This window comes from Actinoplanes sp. NPDC051633 (assembly GCF_040681735.1).
Taxonomy (GTDB): domain Bacteria; phylum Actinomycetota; class Actinomycetes; order Mycobacteriales; family Micromonosporaceae; genus Actinoplanes.
Genome location: NZ_JBFAZH010001234.1, coordinates 1 through 2,204, shown reverse-complemented (window position 1 = coordinate 2,204; position 2,204 = coordinate 1). Strand labels below are relative to the sequence as shown.

3 protein-coding genes are annotated in these 2,204 nt (G+C 73.0%); all 3 read left to right on the top strand.

Going from position 1 to position 2,204, the window contains the following annotated elements; translation table 11 throughout:
* The coding region (locus tag AB0M20_RS39425) for a MaoC/PaaZ C-terminal domain-containing protein (protein ID WP_364306156.1) at window positions 1-334 on the top strand (334 nt) is incomplete at its 5' end.
* Between the two features lie 44 nt (window positions 335-378).
* Window positions 379-1,590, top strand: coding sequence for an acyl-CoA dehydrogenase family protein (locus AB0M20_RS39420; protein ID WP_364306154.1), 1,212 nt, complete (start codon window positions 379-381; stop codon window positions 1,588-1,590).
* Window positions 1,590-2,204, top strand: a 615-nt coding sequence (locus AB0M20_RS39415; protein ID WP_364306152.1) for an AMP-binding protein, incomplete at its 3' end; no start/stop codon positions are given. The genes AB0M20_RS39420 and AB0M20_RS39415, both read left to right, overlap by 1 nt.

The following is a 2,204-nucleotide window of genomic DNA, read 5'->3' as shown; positions in this document are numbered from 1 at the left end:
GCCGGATCCCACCGCGGAGTGGCGGATTCCGGCGCGCGCCGGCACCGACTACGCCGCGGTCTCCGGCGACCGGAACCCGATCCACACCTCGCGCCTGGGCGCGCGGCTCTTCGGATTCCCGCGGCCCATCGCGCACGGCATGTGGACGAAGGCCCGGTGCCTGGCGGCGCTGACCGGCCGGCTGCCCGAGCGGTACACCGTCCGGACGAGCTTCAAGCGACCCATCCTGCTGCCCGCCCGGGTCGGCTTCACCGCGATCGCCGCGGGCGACGGATGGGAGTTCAGGGTGGACGGACGCGCGCCCCATCTTGCCGGGAGCGTCGCCGCGCTTTAGTGTTACCTGCGGTAACGGTTACCGGCCGGAAGGGGTATCGGTCCATGGAGTTCTGGATGGGCCTCGACGAGGAGCAGACGGACCTGCGGGAGTGGGTGCACGGCTTCGCCGAGAGCGTGATCCGGCCGGCCGCCGCCGAGTGGGACGAGCGCGAGGAGACACCGTGGCCGGTGCTCCAGGAGGCTGCCAAGATCGGGCTGTACGGGTACGAGTTCCTGGCCAACACGTGGTCCGACCGCACCGGGCTTTCGCTGGCGCTGGCCAATGAGGAGCTCTTCTGGGGCGACGGCGGCATCGGCATGTCGATCGCCGGCACGTCGCTCGCGGTCGCCGCGATCTACGGCTCAGGCACGCCCGACCAGCTCCTGGAGTGGGTCCCGCAGTGCTTCGGCGACGCGGATGACCCCAAGGTGGGCGCGTTCTGCACCACCGAGCCCGAGGCCGGCTCGGACGTCGGCGCGATGCGGACCCGGGCCGTCTACGACGAGGCCAGGGACGAGTGGGAGATCACCGGGCAGAAGGCGTACGCCACCAACGGCGGCATCGCCCACGTGCACGTGGTGACCGCCTCGGTCGATCCCGGGCTGCGGGCGCGCGGCCAGGCGGCGTTCGTCATCCCGCCCGGCACCAAAGGCCTCGAGGGCGGCCGGAAGCTCAAGAAGCTGGGGCTGCGCGCCTCGCACACCGCCGACGTCTTCCTCGACTCGGTGCGGGTGCCCGGCAGCTGCCTGCTCGGCGGCAAGGAGGCGCTGGACGAGCGGCTGGCCCGCGCCCGCTCCGGGCAGCAGTCCCGCGGGCAGGCCGCGATGCGGACCTTCGAGCTGTCCCGGCCGGCGGTCGGCGCGCAGGCGCTGGGCATCGCGCGCGCCGCGTACGAGTACGCACTGGACTACGCGAAGGACCGCGTGCAGTTCGGCCGCCCGATCATCGAGAACCAGGCCATCGCCTTCGCGCTCGCCGACATGCGCACCGAGATCGACGCCGCCCGGCTGCTGGTCTGGCGGGCCGCGTGGATGGGCGCCAACGATCGCCCGTTCACCGCGGCCGAGGGTTCGATGTCGAAGCTGAAGGCGGGCGAGGTCGGCGTCGCGGTCACCGAGAAGGCGGTGCAGATCCTCGGCGGCGCCGGGTACGTGCGGGACCATCCGGTGGAGCGGATGTACCGGGACGCCAAGATCTACACCATCTTCGAGGGCACGTCCGAGATCCAGCGGCTGGTGATCTCGCGAGCCGTCTCCGGCGTCCACATCAAGTGATGAGCGCGCCGTTCATCGCCGCCACGATGGCTCGGCGCGGGTTGCTGGTCCCGGGCCCACCGCTGCGCGTCGCGCGCCAGCTGAGCTCGTTGCGGCGGTGGGGTTTCGGCCTGGCGGGCGAGCTGCGGCAGGCCGCCGCCCGTGATCCCGGCCGGGTCGCGGTCATCGACGACGAGCGCGGTCCCGTCACGTACGCGGAGCTGCTGGACCGGTCGACCCGCGCGAGCCACGCGCTGGAGGCCGCCCCCGGCGACCGGATCGGGATCCTGCGCCGCAACTCGGCCGGCCTGCTCGAGACGCTGATCGGCGTCGCCCAGCTCGGCGCCGACCCGGTCCTCATCAACACCGGCCTCGCGGCGCGGCAGCTGGCGCTGCTGACAGATGAGCAGAGCCTGCGCCTGCTCGTGCACGATGACGACTTCGCGGGTGTCCCGCCCGAGGTGTCCCTGCCGGCCTCCCGGCTGGCGGAGCGGATCGCCGCGGCGGCGCCGGATCCGCTGCGGCCACCGGACCGGCCCAGTCGCACCATCGTGCTCACCTCGGGCACCACCGGCACGCCGAAGGGCGCCCCACGCCCCACGCCGACGGGTTTCGGGCCGCTGTGCTCGATCATC

Coding starts and splice junctions, on each gene's coding strand:
- AB0M20_RS39420 (WP_364306154.1), top strand. CDS start 379: ATGGAGTTCTGGATGGGCCTCGACGAGGAGCAGACGGACCTGCGGGAG.